23 protein-coding genes are annotated in these 22,014 nt (G+C 54.3%); 12 read left to right on the top strand and 11 right to left on the bottom strand.

Annotated elements, in window-relative coordinates; translation table 11 throughout:
- Window position 1: 1 nt before the first annotated feature.
- Window positions 2–1,345, bottom strand: a complete 1,344-nt coding sequence (gdhA, locus tag HV302_RS14270; protein ID WP_016152833.1) for an NADP-specific glutamate dehydrogenase — start codon at window positions 1,343–1,345, stop codon at window positions 2–4.
- 237 nt (window positions 1,346–1,582) lie between these two features.
- Here gdhA and HV302_RS14265 point away from each other — a divergent pair, with 237 nt between their 5' ends.
- Entirely contained in the window at window positions 1,583–1,858 is a 276-nt protein-coding gene (locus HV302_RS14265; RefSeq protein WP_131405834.1) for a YnjH family protein, read from the top strand.
- Here the strand turns inward: HV302_RS14265 and HV302_RS14260 are convergent.
- Complete coding sequence (locus HV302_RS14260) at window positions 1,818–2,231, bottom strand: pyrimidine (deoxy)nucleoside triphosphate diphosphatase (protein ID WP_032947020.1); 414 nt, start codon at window positions 2,229–2,231, stop codon at window positions 1,818–1,820. The genes HV302_RS14265 and HV302_RS14260 overlap by 41 nt on opposite strands.
- A gap of 79 nt (window positions 2,232–2,310) precedes the next feature.
- Here HV302_RS14260 and HV302_RS14255 point away from each other — a divergent pair, with 79 nt between their 5' ends.
- Together HV302_RS14255 and HV302_RS14250 are read left to right on the top strand one after the other, a co-directional pair.
- Window positions 2,311–2,880 carry a carboxymuconolactone decarboxylase family protein gene (locus HV302_RS14255; RefSeq protein WP_181626070.1) on the top strand — a complete coding sequence of 190 codons (570 nt, stop codon included), beginning with the start codon at window positions 2,311–2,313 and terminating at the stop codon, window positions 2,878–2,880.
- On the top strand, window positions 2,873–3,496 hold the full coding sequence (locus tag HV302_RS14250) for a CDP-alcohol phosphatidyltransferase family protein (RefSeq protein WP_137352125.1): 624 nt from the start codon (window positions 2,873–2,875) through the stop codon (window positions 3,494–3,496). Before HV302_RS14255 ends, HV302_RS14250 begins: the two co-directional genes overlap by 8 nt.
- Window positions 3,497–3,596: 100 nt before the next feature.
- Here HV302_RS14250 and HV302_RS14245 read toward each other — a convergent pair whose 3' ends face one another.
- The 7 genes from HV302_RS14245 to xthA form a co-directional block, all read right to left on the bottom strand.
- A complete protein-coding gene (locus HV302_RS14245; protein ID WP_181626068.1) occupies window positions 3,597–4,904 on the bottom strand; it encodes a sulfurtransferase in 1,308 nt (435 codons plus the stop codon).
- An 86-nt stretch (window positions 4,905–4,990) separates the two neighbouring features.
- Window positions 4,991–5,623, bottom strand: coding sequence for an ATP-binding cassette domain-containing protein (locus HV302_RS14240; RefSeq protein WP_181626066.1), 633 nt, complete (start codon window positions 5,621–5,623; stop codon window positions 4,991–4,993).
- Window positions 5,623–7,158 carry a thiamine ABC transporter permease gene (locus HV302_RS14235; protein WP_181626057.1) on the bottom strand — a complete coding sequence of 512 codons (1,536 nt, stop codon included), beginning with the start codon at window positions 7,156–7,158 and terminating at the stop codon, window positions 5,623–5,625. Before HV302_RS14235 ends, HV302_RS14240 begins: the two co-directional genes overlap by 1 nt.
- Window positions 7,131–8,300 carry an ABC transporter substrate-binding protein gene (locus HV302_RS14230; protein WP_181626055.1) on the bottom strand — a complete coding sequence of 390 codons (1,170 nt, stop codon included), beginning with the start codon at window positions 8,298–8,300 and terminating at the stop codon, window positions 7,131–7,133. Before HV302_RS14230 ends, HV302_RS14235 begins: the two co-directional genes overlap by 28 nt.
- A gap of 32 nt (window positions 8,301–8,332) precedes the next feature.
- Window positions 8,333–9,043 carry a TVP38/TMEM64 family protein gene (locus tag HV302_RS14225; protein ID WP_181626052.1) on the bottom strand — a complete coding sequence of 237 codons (711 nt, stop codon included), beginning with the start codon at window positions 9,041–9,043 and terminating at the stop codon, window positions 8,333–8,335.
- The gene (locus tag HV302_RS14220; protein ID WP_249417959.1) at window positions 9,040–9,714 is read right to left on the bottom strand and encodes a TVP38/TMEM64 family protein; all 675 of its coding nucleotides are present in this window, start codon (window positions 9,712–9,714) and stop codon (window positions 9,040–9,042) included. The genes HV302_RS14225 and HV302_RS14220 overlap by 4 nt, the downstream gene beginning before the upstream one ends.
- A gap of 205 nt (window positions 9,715–9,919) precedes the next feature.
- The gene (gene xthA, locus HV302_RS14215; protein WP_016156323.1) at window positions 9,920–10,726 is read right to left on the bottom strand and encodes an exodeoxyribonuclease III; all 807 of its coding nucleotides are present in this window, start codon (window positions 10,724–10,726) and stop codon (window positions 9,920–9,922) included.
- A gap of 444 nt (window positions 10,727–11,170) precedes the next feature.
- On the opposite strand from xthA, the gene astC reads away from it, so the two are divergent.
- From astC to ves, 7 genes are all read left to right on the top strand, one after another.
- Window positions 11,171–12,391 (top strand): succinylornithine/acetylornithine transaminase, encoded by a 1,221-nt coding sequence (astC, locus tag HV302_RS14210; protein ID WP_181627464.1) that lies wholly within the window; start codon window positions 11,171–11,173, stop codon window positions 12,389–12,391.
- Window positions 12,388–13,422 (top strand): arginine N-succinyltransferase, encoded by a 1,035-nt coding sequence (gene astA, locus HV302_RS14205; protein ID WP_181598306.1) that lies wholly within the window; start codon window positions 12,388–12,390, stop codon window positions 13,420–13,422. Before astC ends, astA begins: the two co-directional genes overlap by 4 nt.
- On the top strand, window positions 13,419–14,897 hold the full coding sequence (gene astD, locus HV302_RS14200; RefSeq protein WP_181598305.1) for a succinylglutamate-semialdehyde dehydrogenase: 1,479 nt from the start codon (window positions 13,419–13,421) through the stop codon (window positions 14,895–14,897). Before astA ends, astD begins: the two co-directional genes overlap by 4 nt.
- Window positions 14,894–16,237, top strand: a complete 1,344-nt coding sequence (astB, locus tag HV302_RS14195) for an N-succinylarginine dihydrolase (protein ID WP_181626050.1) — start codon at window positions 14,894–14,896, stop codon at window positions 16,235–16,237. Before astD ends, astB begins: the two co-directional genes overlap by 4 nt.
- Window positions 16,230–17,195 carry a succinylglutamate desuccinylase gene (gene astE, locus HV302_RS14190; protein WP_049282040.1) on the top strand — a complete coding sequence of 322 codons (966 nt, stop codon included), beginning with the start codon at window positions 16,230–16,232 and terminating at the stop codon, window positions 17,193–17,195. Before astB ends, astE begins: the two co-directional genes overlap by 8 nt.
- Before the next feature lie 349 nt (window positions 17,196–17,544).
- Entirely contained in the window at window positions 17,545–18,030 is a 486-nt protein-coding gene (gene spy / locus HV302_RS14185) for an ATP-independent periplasmic protein-refolding chaperone Spy (protein ID WP_003030629.1), read from the top strand.
- Window positions 18,031–18,381: 351 nt separating this feature from the next.
- Entirely contained in the window at window positions 18,382–18,957 is a 576-nt protein-coding gene (gene ves, locus HV302_RS14180; protein WP_046275875.1) for an environmental stress-induced protein Ves, read from the top strand.
- Here the strand turns inward: ves and cho are convergent.
- Complete coding sequence (cho, locus tag HV302_RS14175) at window positions 18,917–19,831, bottom strand: excinuclease Cho (RefSeq protein ID WP_181626048.1); 915 nt, start codon at window positions 19,829–19,831, stop codon at window positions 18,917–18,919. The two genes, ves and cho, sit on opposite strands and share 41 nt — an antisense overlap.
- A gap of 106 nt (window positions 19,832–19,937) precedes the next feature.
- Window positions 19,938–20,768 (bottom strand): ammonia-dependent NAD(+) synthetase, encoded by an 831-nt coding sequence (nadE, locus tag HV302_RS14170; protein WP_016152852.1) that lies wholly within the window; start codon window positions 20,766–20,768, stop codon window positions 19,938–19,940.
- 210 nt (window positions 20,769–20,978) lie between these two features.
- Here nadE and osmE point away from each other — a divergent pair, with 210 nt between their 5' ends.
- Both osmE and chbB read left to right on the top strand, forming a co-directional pair.
- The gene (osmE, locus tag HV302_RS14165; protein WP_003030621.1) at window positions 20,979–21,320 is read left to right on the top strand and encodes an osmotically-inducible lipoprotein OsmE; all 342 of its coding nucleotides are present in this window, start codon (window positions 20,979–20,981) and stop codon (window positions 21,318–21,320) included.
- 297 nt (window positions 21,321–21,617) lie between these two features.
- On the top strand, window positions 21,618–21,938 hold the full coding sequence (gene chbB, locus HV302_RS14160) for a PTS N,N'-diacetylchitobiose transporter subunit IIB (RefSeq protein ID WP_003832547.1): 321 nt from the start codon (window positions 21,618–21,620) through the stop codon (window positions 21,936–21,938).
- The last annotated feature ends 76 nt before the right edge of the window (window positions 21,939–22,014 follow it).

The following is a 22,014-nucleotide window of genomic DNA, read 5'->3' as shown; positions in this document are numbered from 1 at the left end:
ATTAAATCACACCCTGGCCCAACATCGCGTCGGCAACTTTCACGAATCCCGCGATGTTGGCGCCACGTACGTAGTTGGTTTGCTTGCTTTCGCCGCCGTACTCGACGCAGGCATGGTGAATATCCAGCATGATGTGGTGCAGGCGCGCATCCACTTTCTCCGCTTTCCAGCCCAGACGTGCGGCGTTCTGCGCCATTTCCAGACCGGATGTCGCTACGCCTCCCGCGTTGGCCGCTTTACCCGGCGCGAACAATACACCCGCTTCCAGGAACAGATCGGTGGCCTCGATGGTGGTAGGCATGTTTGCCCCTTCGGCGACAGCCTTCACGCCGTTGGCGATCAGCACGCGTGCCGCATCGACATCAAGTTCGTTCTGGGTGGCGCACGGCAGGGCGATATCAACCGGAACCGACCACGGCTGTTGGCCTTCCAGATAGGTCAGGCCAAATTCGCGGGCGTAATCCGCCACGCGGCCGTCGCGGCTGTCTTTGATCGCGCACAGACGCGCCAGTTTTTCTTTGGTAAATCCGCTTTCGTCGACCACGGTACCGCTGGAATCGGAGGCGGTGACTACTCGCGCGCCAAACTCCATGGCTTTCTCAATGGCGAATTGCGCCACGTTACCGGAACCAGAGACGGCCACGCGCATGCCTTCAAAGCCCAGGCCATGGCGTTTGAGCATCGCTTCGGTGAAGTACACCAGACCGTAGCCGGTAGCTTCCGGGCGAATCAGGCTGCCGCCGAAAGAGAGACCTTTACCGGTAAAGACGCAGGCGCTGTTGTTGGACAGTTTTTTCATCATCCCGGCCATAAAGCCGACTTCACGACCGCCTACGCCGATATCGCCCGCCGGAACATCGGTATCGGGCCCTAAATGGCGGAACAGTTCGGTCATCAGCGCCTGGCAGAAACGCATAATTTCGCCTTCGCTTTTACCTTTCGGATCGAAATCGCTCCCGCCTTTACCCCCGCCCATTGGCAGCGTGGTGAGGGCGTTTTTAAATGTTTGCTCGAAGCCAAGGAATTTCAGGATCGACAGGTTCACGGAAGGGTGGAAACGCATCCCGCCTTTGTATGGGCCAATGGCGGAGCTAAACTGCACGCGCCACGCGCGGTTGACCTGCACCTGATTGCGATCGTCCAGCCAGACGACGCGGAACTGGATCACGCGCTCCGGTTCAACCAGACGTTCCAGCAACGACATCTGACGATAACGCGGGTTTTGCTCAAGGAAGGGCCACAGTGTCGTCATTACCTCACGAACGGCTTGCGCGAACTCGGTCTGATTCGGGTCGCGCTTTTGCACATGGTTAAGGAATGACTCCAGAGAACGTGTCTGATCCATAGATATAAGTACCTCTTATGTATTGATATGGTTATATTTTTGATTTTTGTGTTAAGTGTTTTGCAGTTTTTGACTATAACATCAGCAGTGTGACGGGACGCAAGAAAAAATTAACCGCGCTAAGTAAATTAATATTGCGGCGTGGGTCATAACCAAAAGCGATGATGGCAAGGGCTAAAGTTTCTGCCGGTTTATACCGTTATACTGAGCATAACTGTCAGTCAAAAAGGAAAGAATATGCGCCGTATAATCATGGCAGGAGTGTTGGCACTGGTGTCCAGCGCGACGCTGGCAAATCAGCTCTATCGCCCGGACGTGCAGGTGAATGTCCCACCGGAGGTGTTCAGTTCCAGCGGTCAGCGGGCGCAACCCTGTAGTCAGTGCTGCATTTATCAGGATCAAAACTACTCAGAAGGGGCGGTGATTAAAGCGGATGGCGTTTTGCTTCAGTGCCAGCGTGATGATAAAACGATCAGCACGAATCCGCTGGTCTGGCGTCGCGTAAAAGGATAAACGCTTCTAATAGCGGGATATCGGCAGGCGCCAGCGGATAACGCAGCGCCTCTTCGGGTGAACACCAGACGATATCCTGATGTTCATACACTTTCAGCTCCCCCTGATATGACGGTACATGCCAGGCATGTAAGTGAATGAGTCGGCCTGAAACCTCGCGTTGATGGCTGGCAATGTAGCGCCCAACGACCGCCTCGATGCCCAACTCTTCACGCAGTTCACGGACCAGCGCCTCTGGCTGACTTTCCCCCGGCTCAACCTTACCGCCAGCAAACTCCCACATACCTGACTGATCCGCATGCTGCGGGCGTTGAGCCAGTAAAATTTTGCCATCACGTTCAATGATAGCGGCGACCACGTCGAGGGTTTTCATTATATTCATCAATATCTAACGGCAGAAAATGACATACTATCGTTATCTTTGTTTTATCTAAAGTATTCAGGAGCCACCGTTGAACGATCCTCAGTCGTGGGTAAAACCGTTAACGCGTATCCCTTCCAGTTTGCAACCGCTCGTTGCTACGCAGAAAAAACATTATGGCGATGTGCTGCATCCCACGCGCTGGTGGGGGCGGATGCCGTTCCTGTTCTGGCTGGTGGCGCTGTTTGTCGGGTTTCTGGAGCGTAAAAAGGCGCGCCTGTCGCCGGTGATGCGCGCGCTGTTGATGACCCGCGTTTCTCAGGTGTGCCACTGCGCTTTCTGCGTTGACGCCAACAGTTTACGGCTGGCTGAACGCTGCGGCGCGCTGGATAAAGTCTTACAGGTTGCCAGCTGGCAAGAATCGACGCTATTTAGCGCAGAAGAACGTGTAGGGCTGGCCTATGCTGATGCGGTCACCGCAACGCCACCACAGGTTGACGATGCGCTGAAAGCGCAGATGAAGCAGTATTTTACCGATGACGCCATTACTGAAATGACCGCGCTGATTGCGTTTCAAAATCTCTCGGCGCGTTTTAATGCCGCTCTCGATATTCCCTCCCAGGGACTGTGCGACAGTTTTAAAGGACGCCCGCATGCTTGACCGCCATCTTCATCCGCGATTAAAACCGCTTTTGCATCGCTGCGTGGGCATCATTGATCAACCGGCGATTACCCCGGACGGACTTACGCTGGTCGGTTTTGCTATTGGCGTGCTGGCGTTGCCATTTCTGGCGTTAGGCTGGTATATGGCGGCGCTGGTGGCCATTGTACTCAATCGGCTGTTTGACGGGCTGGATGGGGCGCTGGCACGGCGCAGAGGACTAACGGACGCGGGAGGATTTCTTGATATCTCGCTCGATTTTCTGTTTTACGCCTTAGTGCCGTTTGGTTTTATTCTTGCTGCGCCGGCGCAAAATGCGCTGGCAGGCGGTTGGCTGTTGTTCGCGTTTATTGGCACCGGCAGCAGCTTCCTGGCCTTCGCCGCGCTGGCGGCAAAGCATCAGATTGATAACCCCGGTTATGCGCATAAATCGTTTTATTATCTGGGCGGACTGACCGAAGGAACCGAGACGATTTTGCTGTTTGTGTTGGGATGTCTGTTCCCGGAATATTTTGCCGTAATGGCGTGGGTCTTTGGCGCGCTGTGCTGGATGACGACGTTCACCCGGATCTGGAGCGGATATCTGACGCTGAAAGCGGTCCAGCGTCCGGAGTGACGTAGTGCGTTGCCGGATGCGCTTCGCTTATTCGGCCTACAACGATGGTTTATGTAGGCTGGGTAAAGCGTTCTCGCTGCATCCGGCAACAATGACAATCTTACTTGCTGGCGTCCGGACCCCGTTCACCGCTGGCGATCGGGTTTTTCGGAGAGCTGCTCCACTCATACCAGCCGCCGTCGTAGACGGAGACGTTTTTCCAGCCCATTGCGCGGGCATACATAAACGTTTCCGAAGCACGCCAGCCGGTACCACAATAGAATGAGACTTGTTGCTGTGGCAGGATATTCCATTGCTTCCACATGGCGGCGATGTCATCGGCGCTGCGCATGGTGCCATCGGGGTTATGGAAATCTTCCATGTGGGTGGAGTCGCTGCCTGCATGGCCCCAACGCGCCCCTGCGATCTCACCTTTTGGCTTAATGTAGCTATAGCCACTGGTCGTACCGATAAATTCCGGCCATGAACGAATGCTCACCAAAGACGCATCCTGGCGATGCAGCAGACCGCGAGCCTGTTCCATATCCAGCATCAGCTGCGGTTGGGCAGGGATCGTCACGCCGAAATCAGGTTCAGGCTTCACCGTTGGTGCCGTACCGCGTTCGACCGGTAAACCTGAGTCAGACCAGGTCTGCCAGCCACCGTCGAGCAGACGAACATCTTTCACACCTGCATACAGCATAATTTGCGCCACGCGCGCGGCGGCGTAGACATCGCGGCCGTATAAAATCACCGTGGTGTCGTGGCGGATGCCGTGTTTCGCCAGCATCGCTTTGAGCTGCGCGTCGGACACTTTATTCCACAGCGGTTCGCTTTCGACTTCGTTGGTATCAATATAGCCCGCGCCAGGGATATGGCTGAGCAGATACAACTTCGGCGCGCCCCAGGCGGCTTCAATCACTTTCCAGTCACCGGCCGGTTTGGCGGTCACCTCTTTACCCTGCTGAAGGTCGTGCAGCCACTGCGGGTAAACCAACTGTTCGAAGTGCGGCAGACGTTGCAGGCGGGCAGGGTCCGTAAGCGCATCGCTGAGGGTTGAGATAGCGTTAAAGCCGACTTTCTGCAGGCGGGATTTGACGGCCTGCATGTCAGTATCGCTGCCATACAATGCCACCGGCGCGTCGGTTTTCAGGTGATGTGCCTTAACCCAGGCGCTGAGTTGTTCATCATTCATCTTGTCGAGCCAGGCGGCAGACAGGTTCAGTGCGAAAGGCTCGTGTCCTGAAGGACCATTAAGCGATTGCGGCCAGCCGTTGTAAAAAGCGCTCTGACGGGTATCGATCGCCGCGCCTTGCTTTTGCTGTAACTGGTTGAGGGTGAGCGTCTGTGCTGTTTCAGCAGCCCAGGAAGAAGCGCAAGCGAGCCCTAAAGCCAGTGCCAGCGCGGTCATTTGAGAAACACGTTTCATCGAATAGCCCGACGTTGAAAAAGAGGACGACATTCTGTGCCGCCAGTTAAGTAAAAACCTTGCGTTAACGCAGCATATCGCCACATTCACGCCCAGTTTTCCATCTGTAATACGCGACCTGCTGGCGGAACGTCCTGCGCATCGTGGGTAACCTGGACCACCGGAATACCCAGTTTACGTACTTCGGTGAAGACCCACTGGCGAAAGGTATCGCGCAGCGACGCATCCAGCCGGCTAAAGGGTTCATCGAGTAACAGCGCCTGGGGTTGCGCCAGCAGCGCGCGAAGCAGGGCGACACGCGAGCGTTGCCCGCCGGAGAGCGAAGCCGGATCGCGTGAATAAAATCCTGCCAGGCCCGCGCGTGCGAGGGCGCTTTCCACCGCATGGCGTCTGGTGGGACCTTGCACGCTGGCGGGTAAGGCCAGCAGTAAATTCTGCCCAACGCTGAAATGGTCAAACAGCAGCGCATCCTGAAACAGAATGCCAATATGGCGCTGCGCAGTAGGCAGTGTGTCTACGCGCTGTTCGTTGAGCCACAGTTCGCCTGACGCCTGAAACTGAGGAGACAACGCCCCGATCATCCACGAAAATAACGAAGACTTACCGCTGCCGGAAGGCCCCATAATGGTGACAATGTCACTTTTATTAACCTGGAAATTAACGTCCTTCAGTAGCGCCGTCGTACCCTGGTACAACCAAACGCCTTGTACAATGAGCATTAGCGGAGTCCTTGTCGAAAGCGGCCAATCCACGCAGCGAGAAACGCCGCCAGTGCGAAAATTATAAGCGGTAACAGAAGCTGCCATAGCGCCTGGGTTGCCAGAATGGCGGTGCTACCGCCGCTGCTTAATGCCACCGCTTCGGTGGTCAGCGTGGGATAGCGCCCGGCGCCTAACCACAGCGTCGGCATATACTGGGCGATACTGACTGAGAACCCTACCGTGAAGGCAACCAGCGCCGGGCGCGCCAGCTGCGGACATTTTACTTGCCAGAATATGCGCCCCCGGGTCCAACCCAGCGTTTGCGCAATCAAAATCAATCGTGGGTCAATGCGTTGCCACGCCGGTTTGAGCACAAACAGCATCCATGGCATCACCCACAGCAGGTGTCCCCAGACAATGGTTATCATCAGCCCATCCTGTCCGGCATATAACGCCAACAGATACTGTCCAGTTACCAGCGGCAGCGCAGGCAAAATGAGCGGTAGCCAGACCCAACGGTGTCCGGTTTGCGGACCCCATTCCAGCCAGGCAAAAAGTATCAGCAGCGCCAGCACGCTGGAGAGAAGCCCCAGTTGCAGGCTATTGCTGAGCGCCTCGCTATTTAGCGACGAATAGCTGGCGATCAGCGCCAGAACCAGCGCGCACACCACACCGCCAAAGGGCAAAAGTTGTACCAGCGAACGTCCGATTGTACAGGATGAAAAACGCAGGCGTTCCCCGTTTACTGCGGGAATAGTGCGTTGCCAGGCGCGCCAGAGCAGATACCCCAGCAGTGCGATGATGAGTAGCAGCAGTACCAGCAGCAGGCTGGCGAGTGCTCCTTTAGCCTGTTGCTCGGCATCGCCCTGACTGAGCCATTGCCAGCTCAACACGGCAAGCGTTGGTGGGTTTCCGGGACCAAGGACGATTGCTACATCCACTACCGAGAGCGACCAGGCGACGATCGCCAGCATGGCTTTGCCTAACGCGGGGGCGAGAGAGGGCAGAACCAGCCAGTTCAGGCATTGCAGTCGGCTGTAACCCAGCGAATCCAGGATGATAACCTGCTGCGAAAGCTGTTTTTCACTCAGCAGAGCTGAGAGGATCCATAACAAAAAGGCACTCTCTTTTACCGCCAGCGTCACGCCAAGCCCAATGCCGTAGCGGTCAGGCTGGGAGCTGAGAAACGGGAGCCATTGCCAGAGCATGCCGCCTTCGGCAAAAACCAACAGCACGCTGGTGGCGAAGGCAACATGTGGAATCGCCAGCAGCCACGGAAGACGCGTGCACAGACGCGCCCAGCCTGCGCCGGGCCATAAGGCGAGGATCGCCAGCAGGGCGATGATCAGCGCGCCGCCAGCCGCGAGGCTTACGGAAACCAGCGTTGCCAGTAACGCCTGCGGGAGTTGAGGATCGCTAAATAGCGCCAGCCAGTGTCTGGTGCTCAGCGCCGGCGTTATCAGAGAAAAAGCCGCTGGCGCCAGCGGCAGATAAACGCCCGCCATGATGGCCCAGAGTAGCAGAATTAATGTGTACCGTAGCGGCGTAGCCATTCTTGTTCCAGAGCGTTTACCCATGCAGCATGCGGTTCTGGCAGTATGGCAGGGAGCCCTTGTGGGATCCGCGCCAGCAGCGCATTACGCTGGTCGACAGGCAATTTTTGTGGATCAAGCACCGAAGGATCTCCCCAGACTGACGGGTCGGCTTTACGCAACTGCGCTTCGGGTGAAAGCAGGAAATTTGCCACGACTTTCGCTCCGGCGCTGGCGCGCGCATTCGCTGGAATAGTGACAAAATGCACGTTGCCGAGCATGCCCTGTGAGAAACCAAAACTATAGCTGCTTTTGGGTAATTCACCGCTGGCCACTTTTTGCTGCGCGTGGGCAGGATTAAAGGTCATTGATAAACGCAGGGAGCCACCGTTGAGCAGCGCATCCATTCGCGCGGGCGTGGGCGGAAAATCTTTACCTTCGCGCCACAGGGCAGGATGCAAAGCATCAAGGTAATGCCACAATGGAGCGGTAACGTCGGCGAATGTGGACGCATCTGGCGCTATTTTCAGCGCCTGCGGCTTGTTGGTGAGCGAAATTAACAACTGCTCAAGAAAAGCCGTTCCGGTAAAGTCTGGCGGACGCGGATAGGTCACCGTGCCAGGGTGCGTCTGGGCAAACTCAAGCAGTGCTTGCGGGGATTGCGGCGGCTGCGCGGTGACATCGTGCCTGGCAATAAAGGTAAGCTGTGCGCCGCCCCACGGTGATTCAGCCCCCTCCGTTGGAATGGAAAAGTCTTCTTTCACCGGTTTCTGGGTATCAACATAGCGCCAGTTAGGCAGCGTTTGTGCCCACTTGGTCTGTAGCAGCCCGGCTTCTTTCAGCGTGCGGAAATTTTCGCCGTTCACCCACAGTAAATCGACCGAGCCACCGGTTTTTCGCCCGGATGCCGCTTCCGTCTGGATACGTTTTACAGCGTCGGCGGCATCCGCCAGGCGTACGATTTTCAGGTTAATGGCATAGTGCGTTTTCATCTCGCCGCTAACCCAGTCGAGATACTGGTTAACTGCGTTGTCGCCACCCCAGGCGTTGAACCACACCGTCTGACCGCGGGCGTCATTTTTGATTTGCTGCCAACTGGCGTCCTCGGCGAAAGCCGCCAGCGGAGAGAGCAGCAAACTCAGGCACAATAAGCAGTAACGCATAATATCTCCATTGCTAAAAATGGGGGAAAGACTCAGGTCTTTTTCCGTTGATGCTCAAGATAAAGGCTTCTGGCTACGGCAATCACCACGCTCAGAGCGAACAGGATGAACAGGCCGGTAACAAACCAAAATGTGCCGCCGGTTAACAGGCTTCCAGCCCATGAATAGACGATAGTGGCCGGTAACTGACCGATGCCGGTGGCGATGAAGAAATGGCGAAAACGAATCGAGGTCAGGCCTGCTGCGTAGCTTACCGGGTCGAACGGCACAAAAGGTAACAGGCGACAGACAAGAATTGTGTGCTTGCCATAGCGCTCGAAAAAAGCATCCATGTTGCTTAGCACCGTTTTTCCGGTTAGTTTTTCCACCGCGCCGCGACCTAAAACGCGGGCAATAAAAAAGCACAGCGCCGCGCCAGCCATCGCGCTGCTCCAGGACAGTACGCCGCCCCAAAATGCGCCAAACAGCGAGGCGTTGGCAAAGGTGATCACAAAGGCGGGAAGCGGCGCGACGATGGCCTGTAAGATCATCAGGAAGAACGACACGACCGCCGCCTGGGTTCCGTAAGAACGAATGAAGTTCTCAAGAGCATGCTGATCGAGCGTGGTAAATGCCGCCAGGCTGGCGTGAAGAAAATCACTCACGCCAGGTATCCACGCCCACGCCATCAGGGCGAGCAGCAGCAGGGCAAGCAAGCTTAAACGGTAATAGCGTATCCACCGCGCTTTATTCATCTTGATCATTTACCCGCGTACTCGTGACCGGGCGCCGGATCGACATGTTTATGTCGCGCCCAGGCTTTGGCTGCCTGAACGAGGACGAATAGCGCCAGCCCCGCAACGCTGAGCTTACCGATAAATGCCCAGCTAATCCCTTCGCTGGCCAGTTCGTGCGACATCAGCGTATAGATAAAGATGCCGGGCAAGGTGGTTAGCGCAGATATCACGGTAAATGACCAGAACGGAATGGCCGTTAGCCCATAGGCATAGTTTTGAATGTTATAGGGGAACAGTGGCACGAGCCGGGTCAGGATCAGAAAGTCTACTCCACTATGGGCAATGCCTTTTTCGATAGCCTGAAACGTTGCCGTGTGGCCAACGTATTTCAGCAGTAATTCCCGGCCAAGCCAGCGAGCCAGCATAAACGACAGCGCCGAAGCCATGGTTGCCGCCACTAACGAGATAAGCGTCCCTGTCACCGGGCCAAACAGCACACCGCCGACGATCACCAGGATGCTGCCAGGGATCAGACACAGCGCGGCAACTATAAACAGCAGGATATAAAGGGTATAGCCGAACAGGCCGCTTTGGCCGATGACATCTTGTAAATGATGGAAATTGGTGATCAGATCGGTCAGACCGTAATGATGGAAAACTCCCGCCAGAACGCAGAACGATACCGCAACAATTAGCAGCCGGTATTCTGCGTTATGCGAACTTCTTTTTCATGGGGGTTCTCCTGTAAAACCGAATGCAATGTAGCGTTTTCGTCAGCGAAAAGTGCGCGCGAAGATATAATAAATTTCCGGCCGCAACAATGTATTACCGTGGCTTTATTGATTTTGCACAGAATAAACAGACTCTCCAGGCAAGGCCCGGAGAGTGAAAATACGCAGACGATCAGACGCGGAATTTAGCCCATACAGGCGCATGGTCGGACGGCTTTTCCATGCTGCGGATTTCATAGTCGATGCCGGTTTCTTCGCAGCGCTCCGCCAGCGGTTTGCTCGCCAGCAGCAGATCGATACGCAGGCCACGGTTATCATCAAAGCCTTTTGAGCGGTAATCAAACCACGAGAACTGGTCGTTCTTTTCAGGCCAGGCGTGACGGTAGGTATCTACCAGGCCCCAGCCCAGCAGACGTTCCATCCACTCGCGCTCTTCTGGCAGGAAGGAACATTTGCCGGTACGCAGCCAGCGTTTACGGTTCTCTTCGCCAATACCGATATCGAGGTCGGTTGGGCTGATATTCATATCACCCATGATCAATACCGGATTGTCGCGCTTCAGTTCAGTCTCCAGGTAGTTTTGTAGGTTCTGATAAAACGCGGCTTTGGCCGGGAACTTGGTTTCATGGTCACGGCTTTCGCCCTGCGGGAAATAGCCGTTGATCACCGTGATGCTGCCCAGAGGCGACGGAATTTCCGCCATGATGATACGACGCTGCGCTTCTTCGCCATCACCCGGGAAGCCACGACGCACCGCAATCGGCGTTTCTTTCGTTAATAGTGCTACGCCGTAGTGGCCTTTCTGACCGTGATAAAAGACGTTATAACCCAGCTTTGCTACCTCTTCGAGAGGGAACATATCGTCGTGGACTTTTGTCTCCTGTAAGCCAATAACATCCGGTTGGTGTTTTTCGACAATGGCTGCCAGTTGATGGGGACGGGCACGCAGGCCGTTGATATTAAAAGAGACAAATTTCATAGTCGCTGCCACTTTGCAAGATGAATAGTGCAAGGATGGTAGCAGAATTTCTGCAGGCTGACTGCTTCTTGTCACCTGATTCCAACAATGATTGCTAATGGTGTTAACGATGGAGCAAAAACTGCACCGTTTTGGCGCGTAGCGCGTCGGAATAGAGCAATAATTTCCGATAAATTTCGTATACGATCACAATTCCAGAATTATATTTGGCGACTGAATAAAATTGCGTTTTTTCCTCTGTTTAGTCATCTGGTACGCAAACATATTCACTTTATATGCACATACAGTGAATATCGTCAGGTTGTAACTCGTTGATATTCCGTCACCGCCCTCCGTTTATGCACTTTTTTCGCTGGCTGGCACGAAGCCTGCAATCTACATTTACACCGCAAACACTATATTTATTAACATATGAATAACCTTTTATTTACCGTTGAGGTCGCTATGTCTCTGTCAATTACGCGTGAAAATTTTGATGAATGGATGATGCCCGTATACGCTCCGGCCCCTTTTATTCCGGTGCGTGGCGAAGGTTCACGTCTGTGGGATCAGCAGGGTAAAGAGTATATCGATTTCGCGGGAGGCATTGCGGTTAACGCGCTGGGTCATGCACATCCGGCATTGCGCGAGGCATTAAACGACCAGGCGAGCAAATTCTGGCATACGGGAAATGGCTACACCAACGAGCCGGTGCTGCGCCTGGCGAAAAAGCTGATTGATGCCACTTTTGCCGAGCGTATTTTCTTCTGTAACTCTGGCGCAGAAGCTAACGAAGCGGCATTAAAATTGGCACGTAAATATGCCCACGATCGTTTTGGTAGCCAGAAGAGCGGCATTGTGGCGTTTAAAAATGCTTTCCATGGTCGCACGCTGTTTACCGTCAGTGCCGGAGGACAGCCCGCCTATTCACAGGACTTCGCGCCGCTGCCGCCGGATATCCGCCATGCCGTGTATAACGATCTCGACTCTGCCAGCCAACTGATTGATGACAACACCTGTGCGGTTATTGTGGAGCCGGTGCAGGGGGAAGGCGGCGTAGTGCCGGCAACAAACGCCTTTTTGCAGGGGCTGCGTGAATTATGCGATCGCCATAATGCGCTGTTGATTTTTGATGAAGTTCAGACCGGAGTTGGTCGTACCGGCGAACTGTATGCCTACATGCACTACGGCGTTACGCCGGACCTGCTGACGACAGCGAAAGCGCTGGGCGGCGGTTTCCCCATCGGCGCACTGCTGGCGACAGAGCGTTGCGCCAGTGTGATGACGGTCGGTACGCACGGTACAACCTACGGCGGAAACCCGCTGGCCACTGCGGTGGCGGGAAAACTGCTGGAAATTGTTAACACGTCGGAAGTGCTTAACGGAGTGAAACAGCGCCACGACTGGTTTGTGGAGCGTATTAACGCCATTAACGAACGTTTTGGACTGTTTAGTGAAATTCGTGGACTCGGACTGCTGATTGGCTGTGTGCTGAACGCGGAATTTGCCGGGAAAGCAAAACTCATCTCGCAAGAAGCGGCGGTTGCCAGAGTGATGGTGCTGATTGCTGGCGCTAATGTGGTGCGGTTTGCGCCAGCGTTAAACGTCAGCGAAGAAGAAATCGCCACCGGACTGGATCGCTTTGCGCTGGCCTGCGAACGCATTAAAGCAGGAGGTTCATCATGATGGTGATTCGTCCCATTGAACGCGCTGATATCACCGCGCTGATGCTGCTTGCCAGTAAGACCGGCGGCGGGTTGACCTCGCTACCGGCGAATGAAGCTACGCTGATGGCGCGTATCGAACGTTCGCTACAAACCTGGCGCGGTGAGTTGCCCAAAAGTGAGCAGGGATATGTGTTTGTGCTTGAAGACAGCGCCAGCGGAACCGTGGCAGGGATTTGCGCCATTGAGGTGGCCGTAGGGCTTAACGATCCCTGGTACAACTACCGGGTCGGTACTCTGGTGCACGCCTCGAAAGAGCTGAACGTGTATAACGCGCTGCCGACGCTGTTTCTGAGTAACGATCACACGGGCAGTAGCGAACTTTGTTCTCTGTTTCTCGATCCGGACTGGCGTAAAGAAGGCAACGGCTATTTGTTGTCGAAGTCGCGCTTTATGTTTATGGCGGCCTTTCGTGATCGATTCAATGAGAAGGTCGTGGCCGAGATGCGCGGCGTGATCGATGAGCACGGCTACTCTCCGTTTTGGCAAAGCCTCGGCAAACGTTTTTTCTCAATGGAGTTCAGCCGGGCGGATTTTCTCTGCGGAACCGGGCAAAAAGCCTTTATTGCTGAACTGATGCCTAAGCATCCGATTTATACCCATTTCCTGTCTGACGAAGCGCAAAGCGTGATTGGTCAGGTGCATCCGCAAACGGCTCCTGCGCGGGCGGTGCTGGAGAAAGAAGGATTTCGCTATCGCAACTACGTCGATATTTTCGACGGCGGACCGACCCTGGAATGCGATATTGACCGGGTACGGGCTATCCGTAAGAGCAGGCTGGTGGAGGTGGCTGAAGGGCAGCCTGCGCCGGGCGACTATCCTGCTTGTCTGGTTGCCAATGAAAATTATCAAAACTTCCGCGTCATGTTGGTTCGTGCCGACCCGGATACTCAGCGTCTGGTACTGACGGCGGCGCAACTGGATGCCCTGAAATGTCACGCGGGCGACCATGTACGTTTTGTGCGTCTTTGTGCAGAGGAGAAAACAGCATGACATTATGGATAAACGGCGACTGGGTGACGGGGCTGGGCGAGCGTCGGGTGAAAACCAATCCCGTAAGCGGTGATGTACTGTGGCAGGGCAATGATGCCGATGCAGCCCAGGTAGCGCAGGCGTGCCGGGCCGCGCGCGCAGCCTTTGCCAGTTGGGCTAAACAGCCCTTTGGCGCACGCCAGGCCATTGTTGAAAAATTTGCCTCATTGCTGGAAAGCAATAAAGCCGAACTCACACAGATTATCGCCCGGGAAACCGGCAAACCCCGTTGGGAAGCCGCTACAGAACTGACGGCGATGATCAATAAAATTGCCATCTCCGTGAAAGCCTGGCATGCGCGTACCGGAGAGCAGCACAGCGAATTACCGGATGGCGCAGCGACGTTGCGCCATCGCCCGCACGGCGTGCTGGCGGTTTTTGGCCCGTATAACTTCCCCGGCCATTTACCCAATGGTCATATTGTTCCGGCACTGCTGGCAGGCAACACATTGATTTTCAAACCCAGCGAGCTGACTCCGTGGACCGGTGAAGCCGTGACAAAGCTCTGGGAGCAGGCGGGATTGCCGCCGGGCGTGCTGAACCTGGTGCAGGGCGGTCGCGAGACGGGGCAGGCGCTGAGCGGGCAGGACGATCTCGATGGTCTGCTGTTTACCGGCAGTGCCAATACGGGTTATCAACTGCATCGACAGCTATCCGGCCAGCCGGAAAAAATCCTCGCTCTGGAGATGGGGGGCAACAACCCGCTGATTATTGAGAACCCAGAAGATATTGATGCCGCAGTGCATCTGACTATTCAGTCCGCGTTTGTCACCGCCGGACAGCGTTGTACCTGCGCCCGTCGCCTGTTAGTTAAAAAAGGCGCGCAGGGGGATGCGTTCCTGAGGCGCCTGGTGGACGTCAGCCAGCGTTTAATGCCCGGCAACTGGGATGCAGAACCGCAGCCATTTATTGGCGGGCTGATTTCCGAACAGGCCGCGCGGCATGTCTATGATGCCTGGCAGCGTCTGGAGTCGTTAGGAGGCCGGACGCTGTTAGCGCCACGTCTGGTGCAAGCCGGAACGTCACTGCTCACCCCAGGGATCATCGAACTGACCGGGGCGGCGAACGTACCCGATGAAGAGGTCTTTGGACCGCTGCTTGGCGTCTGGCGTTATGACAGCTTTGATGACGCAATTCGTATGGCGAACAACACCCGCTTTGGATTGTCGTGTGGGTTGGTTTCCCCCGATCGCAGCCAGTTTGATCAACTGCTGCTCGAGGCGCGGGCCGGGATCGTCAACTGGAATAAGCCGTTAACCGGCGCGGCGAGTACAGCGCCGTTTGGCGGCGTTGGCGCATCCGGGAACCATCGCGCCAGCGCGTGGTATGCCGCAGATTATTGCGCCTGGCCGATGGCAAGTCTGGAATCACCGGCCCTAACGCTGCCAACGACGCTTAGCCCCGGCCTGGATTTTTCTCGCGAGGATAAGCTATGAAAGCCCGTGAGGTAAATTTTGATGGTCTGGTGGGGCTGACCCACCACTATGCGGGGCTGTCATTTGGTAATGAGGCCTCAACCAAACATCGTTTTCAGGTATCGAACCCGCGTCTGGCGGCGAAGCAGGGTCTGCTAAAGATGAAAGCGCTGGCGGATGCGGGATTTCCCCAGGCGGTGATCCCGCCTCATGAGCGGCCGTATATTCCGGTGCTGCGTCAGTTGGGCTTTACCGGCCGCGACGAACAGATACTGGAGAACGTGGCGCGTCAGGCGCCTCACTGGCTCTCCAGCGCCAGCTCCGCATCGTCTATGTGGGTGGCGAATGCGGCAACGGTCTGCCCTTCAGCCGATGCGCTGGACGGGAAAGTGCATCTGACGGTGGCGAATCTGAATAATAAGTTTCACCGTTCGCTGGAAGCGCCGACCACCGAAGCGTTGCTACGGGCGATTTTCCGTGATGAGAATAGTTTTACGGTCCACGGTGCGTTACCCCAGGTTGCACTATTCGGTGATGAAGGTGCGGCAAACCATAACCGCCTCGGCGGGGATTACGGCGACCCTGGCGTACAGCTGTTTGTTTACGGTCGTGAAGAAGGGAATGCGTCCCATCCGAAGCGCTATCCGGCGAGGCAATCCCGTGAGGCCAGCGAGGCGGTCGCCCGACTGAATCAGGTTAACCCGCATCAGCGCATTTTTGCCCAGCAAAACCCGGACGTTATCGATCTTGGCGTGTTTCATAACGATGTGATTGCGGTGTCGAATCGCCAGGTACTGTTTTGTCATCAGTTGGCGTTTGCCAGACAGCAGGCGTTGTTCGAGCAGTTACGCAGTCAGGTGGCAGGTTTTACCCCGCTGGAAGTCCCGGCTGCGGAAGTGTCGGTGCAGGATGCGGTGACCACCTATCTGTTTAACAGCCAGTTATTGAGCCGTGATGACGGTTCGATGATGCTGGTCCTGCCGCAGGAGTGTCGGGAGCATGCGGGCGTGTGGCGGTATTTGAACCGTCTGCTCGAGGAAGACAATCCGATCGATGACCTGCAGGTATTCGATCTGCGTGAAAGTATGTCCAACGGCGGCGGTCCGGCATGTCTGCGCCTGAGAGTGGTGCTTACGCCACAGGAGCTGCAGGCCGTAAATCCGGCGGTTATCATGAACGATAATCTGTTTAACACGCTGAATAATTGGGTCGACCGTTACTATCGCGATCGTCTTACCGCCGCCGACCTTGCCGACCCGCAGCTGTTGCGTGAGGGGCGTGAAGCGCTGGATACGTTGACGCAATTGCTCAACCTCGGCTCTGTGTATCCCTTCCAGCAGGAGAGGACCAGCCATGGATAATTTTCTGGCCCAGACGCTGGCAGGGATAACCCCCGAGACAACCGAGGGCACAGCTCGCGGCTTTTCCTGGCAGTGGATTGGTCATGGGATTCTGGAGCTGACGCCGGACACTCCGGCGGAATATTCGCTGGTGCTGTCTGCGGGGATCCACGGTAATGAAACGGCCCCGGTAGAGATACTTGATTCAATTCTCTCCAGGCTGTTTAGCGGTGAACTAACGTTGACATGGCGGCTGCTGGTGATTCTGGGGAACCCGCAGGCGCTGGCGGCGGGACAACGTTATTGTCATAGCGACCTGAACCGTATGTTTGGCGGCCGTTGGCAGATTTTTGCCGCGAGTGAAGAAACGCACCGAGCCCATCAGCTTGAGCTGTGTCTGGAGGGTTTTTATTCGCGGGCGAAAGAGCCTGTACGCTGGCATCTGGATCTACACACCGCGATTCGCGGCTCGCAGCATCTGCGCTTTGGTGTGTTGCCACAACGCAACGTTGCCTGGGACGAAGATTTTTTGGGATGGCTGGGAGAGGCAGGGCTGGAGGCGCTGGTTTTCCATCAGACACCTGGCGGCACGTTCACCCATTTTAGCGCTGAACATTTTGGCGCGCTGGCCTGCACGCTGGAACTGGGTAAAGCGCTGCCGTTTGGACAAAACGATCTGACTCAGTTTGCGCAGACGGCAGATGCGCTGGCGAAGCTGCTGCAGGGCGAGCGAATGTCACCGGGAGAAACATCTCCGCTGCGTTACCGCGTGGTGTCGCAAATCACGCGGCGTAGCGACGATTTCATTCTTCACATGGATAACCAGACGCTTAACTTTACCCCTTTTACAGAGGGCACCTTGCTGGCGCAGGACGGTGATGAACGTTTTACCGTCACCCATGATGTTGAATACGTTCTTTTTCCAAATCCAAACGTGGCCTGTGGTTTACGTGCCGGATTGATGCTCGAAAAATTGTGACAAATATATATGCCCTTTTGGTTTATCCCTAAGGGCTTATTTTTACGTGCTGTTTTTATTTATTACAGATTATTCCTGGTGAATTGCTTTCTTAATAATCAGGGATGAGGTATAGTTCTTCATAATCCCTTCAAAATCATCCTGTTGTAATTTTTTATTGCAACTCTGCGCAATTTATTCTTTTTTTCTCCATAATTGATGAAAGTTTGTTTTTTACACTTTCATTGTTTTACCGTTGCTCTGATTAATTGACGCTTAAGCCGGTAAAGTTAATCTCGTCAACACGACATCACATTGCATAAGAGTCGCATGAGTGTCGTAAAAATAACTGAAAGAAAGGATAGAAATTATGCGTAAACTGACTGCTCTGTTTGTTGCCTCTACCCTGGCGCTGGGCGCTGCTAACCTGGCCCACGCCGCTGACACGACAACAGCTGCGCCAGCTGATGCCAAACCAATGATGCACCACAACGGTAAGTTTGCCCCGCATCACGACATGATGTTTAAAGACCTGAACCTGACCGATGCGCAGAAACAGCAGATTCGCGAGATCATGAAAGGTCAGCGTGATCAGATGAAACGTCCGCCGCTGGAAGAGCGCCGCGCAATGCACGACATCATCGCCAGTGATAGCTTCGATAAAGCGAAAGCGGAAGCGCAGATTGCGAAGATGGAAGAACAGCGCAAAGCCAACATGCTGGCGCATATGGAAACCCAGAACAAGATTTACAACATTCTGACCCCGGAACAGAAAAAGCAGTTTAATGCCAATTTTGAGAAGCGTCTGACAGAACGTGCCGCGCAGAAGGGTAAAATGCCGCAAGCTGCTGAGTAATCGTTCAGCGTCTACACTATATCATTCAAGCTGTGTGTGCTGATTGCCGCACAGTGTGAAACCAAACTCAAGACCGCCGCTCTTGTCCACAACACGTTTAACGAGGTGGGCAGGATCGGCGGTTTTTTCTTTGCTACCTCTTGCACCGCGCTTGTGACACGTTATTCTCCTGAAGCCCGCGAAAATTCCACCTGGAGGGCGCGTTGTTCTTTTTTGCAAAACACCGGGTTCATCGCTAAGGCAAATCAACTCTGCTGCCGATAACAATAATCTGCAGGGTGAACATAACAATGATGAATTATGGCTGCCTGTTTACGGTGGGCTGCCGTGCTGCGCCTTTCTGGAGGGATGATGGAATACTTTGATATCCGCAAAATGCCGGTCAATCTGTGGCGAAATGGTGCGGGAGAAACGCGTGAGATTTGCTGTTTTCCGCCAGCAACACGAGATTTTCACTGGCGGGCGAGTATCGCCTCCATCGCAGCGAATGGAGAGTTTTCTCTTTTTCCCGGCGTAGAACGCGTGATTACTCTGCTGGAAGGCGGAGAAGTGACGCTGGAAGAGTCGAACACCTTCACGCATACCCTGAAACAGCATCAGCCTTTTACCTTTGCCGGTGACAAGGTGGTAAAAGCGAAGCTGACGGAAGGGCAGATGTCGATGGATTTTAATATCATGACCCGACGGGATGTCTGCCAGGCAAAAGTCAGAGTTGCCGATCGCACCTTTACGACCTTTGGTTCGCGCGGCGGCGTGGTGTTTGTTATCAGCGGAGCCTGGCAACTGGGTGATAAGTTGTTGACCGTCGATCAGGGTGCAAGCTGGCACGACGGTAAACACACGTTACGACTGCTGGAGCGCGAGGGGAAACTGCTGTTCAGCGAGATTAACTGGATGCCGGGGCATTCTCCGGACTCAGTTCAATAATGTCATATTGACCAGACAGAATAGGCCGGCAGAGAATTTTGTAGCCATCTTGATCAAAGCCGGCCGGCATTCGCGCCAGTGTAGCTGCCTCATCCAGCGTTGAAACGGCTCCCAGCCACAGCCAGTTATTGATGATATGGTACTGCGTCATTTCAGCGCGGGTTTCCTGCAGCGCAATGGCATTGCTCCACGGCCAGCAGATTACGCGCACTCTTTCCAGGGCTTCTACCAGACGCAAATGATGTGCTTCAGGGCTTTCTTTCCCGCAGCAGGCTCCGGCGCAGCGTTTAAGCGCGGAGCGAAAACAGGCGCGCCCGTGGCTGAGGGGTTCCAGCCCCAACAGGCCGTAGCACAGCTGTTGTTCATCGGCGAGGCTTTGCAGCGTCTGTAGCGCTGCGCGGCGGTTGGCAAACAGGCCAAACAGATTTGGGGCGTGGGAGAAATCAATATCTCGTGCGTAAACCACCTGAACCGTTCGATCGGTAAGCTGCAAGGCACACAGCTGGCGATTGCGTCGCAGCCGTTTGTTAAACAGGGGCTGCTGTTCTTTGATAAGCCGCGCTTCCAGTAGCAGGGCGCCAATTTCTCCGGCCGTACAAATCCAGCTAATGCGCCTGGCCTGACGCAGCATACTCGCTTCGTCTGCGGTACGCAGATGCGCCAGCACACGGCTGCGAATATTGACACTTTTACCAATATAAAGCGGCATGGTGTCGCTATCACTGTGAAACAGATAGACGCCTGGCGCGGTGGGAAGCGTACTCAAAAACGGGCGCAGGTGCTCGGGATATTCATAGATTGCCGCTGCCTCAAATGTCAGACGAGGGGCTGATTGACGCTGTACCACTGTTGACTCCAGATGCTGGTTATTCATCCAGTATAGCAGTTTGAGGGCGATTAAAAAAGCGGCATGAGATTCAGCAGGCTAATGCCAGATAGTGCCAATCCTGGCGCTACCCGGCATTTTGAAGGGAAAAGGATTACGCTTTTTTCCAGAAATTATCAAACACGGTGATCGGTGTGCGACGTTTATGCTCAGTTTTCACGTACCAGCCTTCAATTTTTTTCGCGACGTCGGCATCCAGCGTTTTTCCTTCCAGATAGTCGTCGATGTTGTCGTAAGTGACGCCGAGTGCGGCTTCATCCGGCAGAGAAGGGCGATCGTCCTCGAGGTCGGCAGTTGGTGCTTTCTTATATAAGTGCTCCGGGCACCCCAGCGCGGCGAGCAGTTGTTTGCCCTGGCGCTTGTTCAGACGAAATAGTGGGTTAATGTCGGTACCGCCATCGCCGTACTTAGTGAAAAATCCGGTGATGGCTTCTGCAGCATGATCGGTACCCACGACAACGCCGCTGGTCATGCCGGCGATACTGTATTGTGCCTTCATACGTTCACGGGCTTTTTCATTGCCACGCACAAAATCGCTCAGTTCAATACCCGCTTCACGCAGGGCCTGCTCGCTGGCCAGCACCGCGCCCTTAATATTGACGGTCAGTACGCGGTCCGGTTGAATAAAGGCGATGGCATCCTGGCAGTCCTGCTCATCGGCCTGAACGCCATACGGTAGGCGTACGGCAATAAACTGCAGTGCGTCATTACCCGTTTCTTTTCGCAGCTCGGTGATAGCCATCTGGCACAGTTTTCCCGCGAGCGTTGAGTCTTGTCCGCCGCTAATTCCCAACACCAACGATTTCAGAAAGGGGTAGGTCTGCAGATACGATTTCAGGAAATCCACGCTGCGGCGAATTTCTTCTTCTGCATCGATGTGCGGTTTTGCGCCAAGCGCCTGGATTATCTCTTGCTGCAGAGTCATTTAACCCCCTCCGAAAAATAAAATGATCAAAAAAATGATGTGTTAAAGCTAACGCGTTGAGGCCCAAACGACAAGGGATGCGAGCCTGATATAGCATCATTTTGTTTTAATAGAATTTTCCGAAACCACCTAAGTATCCTCTGATTGCTTGAAAAATGCGTTGTTGTGCTCCAGGCTTATATAACACGCTGAAATACAAGAGGACGGAATATGAACAAGAATCTAACAGGAATTCTGAGCGCAGCGGCTGTTTTGACTATGCTGGCAGGGTGTACGGCTTACGATCGTACGAAAGACCAATTTGTTCAGCCCGTGGTGAAAGATGTGAAGAAAGGGATGAGCCGGGCGCAGGTAGCGCAGATTGCCGGTAAACCGTCTTCCGAAGTCAGTATGATCCATGCGCGTGGGACGTGTCAGACCTACATCCTGGGTCAACGAGATGGTAAAGCTGAGACCTATTTTGTTGCTTTAGATGACACCGGACACGTGATTAACTCTGGCTACCAGACCTGCGCAGAGTACGACACCGACCCGCAGGCAGCGAAGAAGTAACAACTGTTTATTGCCTGAGCACTCGGGAAAACCGGCCACTGCGCCGGTTTTTTTATGTCACACGATCTTAATTATTGACGCGAATTATTTACCTGAAGTGTGAGGGTGGTCATAACGCCAGGTCAAGGAGAGACAATTTAGTTGGTCAAGGAAATACCATCCGCTGGTGCAATCCCGTATACTCATTTCAGCCACCTAAAAAAGTAATTTAGCTGACGCAAGTTACCCAGAGCATGGATGCAGGTTAGGGCTTGCGGAGTGTCTGGTGACAGATAATCGCACATGAGGATCGTTTTAATGGAAAAGAAACACATTTATCTGTTTTGTTCTGCGGGCATGTCGACTTCATTGTTGGTTTCGAAGATGCGTGCTCAGGCCGAAAAATACGAAGTACCGGTTATTATTGAAGCGTTTCCTGAAACGCTGGCCGGAGAAAAAGGTCCAGTGGCCGATGTTGTATTATTAGGTCCACAAATTGCTTATATGTTGCCCGAAATTCAGCGTTTGTTACCCAACAAGCCTGTGGAAGTGATTGACTCGCTGCTGTATGGCAAAGTCGATGGTTTAGGCGTGCTTAAGGCTGCGGTTGCAGCAATTAAAAAAGCCGCAGCAAATTAATTATTTTATTTTAATTTTTCCCGTCAAAGAGTTATTTCATTAACATTCACCGCAATTATTAATTGCGGTATTTAAG

The sequence above is a fragment of the Citrobacter sp. RHBSTW-00859 genome, from assembly GCF_013729795.1.
In the GTDB taxonomy this organism is placed as follows: Bacteria; Pseudomonadota; Gammaproteobacteria; order Enterobacterales; family Enterobacteriaceae; genus Citrobacter; species Citrobacter braakii.
Note: the sequence above shows the minus strand (reverse complement) of the source record. Positions and strands in the feature narration are given on the sequence as shown.

Coding starts and splice junctions, on each gene's coding strand:
- HV302_RS14230 (WP_181626055.1), bottom strand. CDS start 8,300: ATGCGTTACTGCTTATTGTGCCTGAGTTTGCTGCTCTCTCCGCTGGCG.
- HV302_RS14235 (WP_181626057.1), bottom strand. CDS start 7,158: ATGGCTACGCCGCTACGGTACACATTAATTCTGCTACTCTGGGCCATC.
- xthA (WP_016156323.1), bottom strand. CDS start 10,726: ATGAAATTTGTCTCTTTTAATATCAACGGCCTGCGTGCCCGTCCCCAT.
- osmE (WP_003030621.1), top strand. CDS start 20,979: ATGAACAAGAATCTAACAGGAATTCTGAGCGCAGCGGCTGTTTTGACT.
- HV302_RS14260 (WP_032947020.1), bottom strand. CDS start 2,231: ATGAAAACCCTCGACGTGGTCGCCGCTATCATTGAACGTGATGGCAAA.
- HV302_RS14245 (WP_181626068.1), bottom strand. CDS start 4,904: ATGAAACGTGTTTCTCAAATGACCGCGCTGGCACTGGCTTTAGGGCTC.
- gdhA (WP_016152833.1), bottom strand. CDS start 1,345: ATGGATCAGACACGTTCTCTGGAGTCATTCCTTAACCATGTGCAAAAG.
- astD (WP_181598305.1), top strand. CDS start 13,419: ATGACATTATGGATAAACGGCGACTGGGTGACGGGGCTGGGCGAGCGT.
- astE (WP_049282040.1), top strand. CDS start 16,230: ATGGATAATTTTCTGGCCCAGACGCTGGCAGGGATAACCCCCGAGACA.
- HV302_RS14265 (WP_131405834.1), top strand. CDS start 1,583: ATGCGCCGTATAATCATGGCAGGAGTGTTGGCACTGGTGTCCAGCGCG.
- astC (WP_181627464.1), top strand. CDS start 11,171: ATGTCTCTGTCAATTACGCGTGAAAATTTTGATGAATGGATGATGCCC.
- astA (WP_181598306.1), top strand. CDS start 12,388: ATGATGGTGATTCGTCCCATTGAACGCGCTGATATCACCGCGCTGATG.
- HV302_RS14225 (WP_181626052.1), bottom strand. CDS start 9,043: ATGATCAAGATGAATAAAGCGCGGTGGATACGCTATTACCGTTTAAGC.
- astB (WP_181626050.1), top strand. CDS start 14,894: ATGAAAGCCCGTGAGGTAAATTTTGATGGTCTGGTGGGGCTGACCCAC.
- nadE (WP_016152852.1), bottom strand. CDS start 20,768: ATGACTCTGCAGCAAGAGATAATCCAGGCGCTTGGCGCAAAACCGCAC.
- ves (WP_046275875.1), top strand. CDS start 18,382: ATGGAATACTTTGATATCCGCAAAATGCCGGTCAATCTGTGGCGAAAT.
- spy (WP_003030629.1), top strand. CDS start 17,545: ATGCGTAAACTGACTGCTCTGTTTGTTGCCTCTACCCTGGCGCTGGGC.
- HV302_RS14250 (WP_137352125.1), top strand. CDS start 2,873: ATGCTTGACCGCCATCTTCATCCGCGATTAAAACCGCTTTTGCATCGC.
- HV302_RS14240 (WP_181626066.1), bottom strand. CDS start 5,623: ATGCTCATTGTACAAGGCGTTTGGTTGTACCAGGGTACGACGGCGCTA.
- cho (WP_181626048.1), bottom strand. CDS start 19,831: ATGAATAACCAGCATCTGGAGTCAACAGTGGTACAGCGTCAATCAGCC.
- chbB (WP_003832547.1), top strand. CDS start 21,618: ATGGAAAAGAAACACATTTATCTGTTTTGTTCTGCGGGCATGTCGACT.